Genomic DNA, 1,058 nt, shown 5'->3' with positions numbered 1-1,058 from the left:
TTTCAGGGCGTAGCGTTAGTCGGCATTATTGCTGCACTGACGGATTTGGATGAAGTCTTAGCGTTAGAGGTGACAGGCGTTCCAAGAGGCGCAACGCTAACGAGTGATGCGACCACATCGAGCATCAGTTTTGATAGTGCGACTTCTACTTGGACAGTGCCTGCTGATGAAATTGATACGCTTCACATCGATAATGTGCGCCAAGGTGATCACGATATCACGCTGACTGCGGTTTCAACGGAATCGAATGGCGATCAAGCGTTCTCAGACCCAATTGACATCAGCATCAATGTTACGTCCAACAACCGTGACATCGATGTTTCTCCTGACACGGAAGATAATCTGTTACTTGGTAGTGATCGCGGAATTTCCCTCATCGGCGGCGCGGGTGATGACCGCATTATCGGTGGTGACGGTGATGATATTCTCATCGGTGGTCTGGGTTCGGACATCCTAACGGGTGGCGGTGGTAACGATATCTTTAAATGGACTCAAGATACCGTTGACGAAGGTGCGGTGGATACCATCACCGACTTTACACTTAATGAAGACACGATCGATCTTACAGACGTGATTGCGGATTTAAATGACCCAATGGCAGGAATTGATGAGTTACTTGCGCATATTCAAGCGGACTATGATGCCACGACAGACAATGTCTCTTTGAGCATTACTACTGATGCGAACGTTCATCAGACTATTGTGGTTGAGAACTTAGGTCAGGCAATAGACTTTAATGGATTAAGCTCAAACGAGATTGTTGAATCGCTTCTTAATCGAGGTGTTATTGATAACGGATAAAGTGATTTGAGAAATGAAAAGTGCGGCGGTTAGATTTGACCGCTGCGCTTATTAGCGTTTGGTGTTCTTCAATATCTGGAAAGGGAGTTAGGTATAATTTTTATCTTGGTTTCTTTAGACGTGAATGTCGAGAAGGCTGCCAATTACCTCGTTATTTTTTTCCACAACGGACGCACCAATACGGTTGTAACTTGCGGCTTGAGTAACTTCGATAAGAGGTTCGATAACAGTGGCATGTGCGGCTAGGGAAGGGGTCG

The 1,058-nt window shown here is 45.9% G+C and carries 1 protein-coding gene; it reads left to right on the top strand.

The annotated features are described in order from the left end of the window. Nucleotides 1–801 (top strand): type I secretion C-terminal target domain-containing protein (locus R7Q48_RS24840; protein ID WP_318132780.1); only part of this gene is annotated, 801 nt, incomplete at its 5' end. Nucleotides 802–1,058: the final 257 nt, after the last annotated feature.

The organism is Vibrio sp. 378, assembly GCF_033339435.1.
This window is presented reverse-complemented; position numbering and strand designations above follow the sequence as displayed.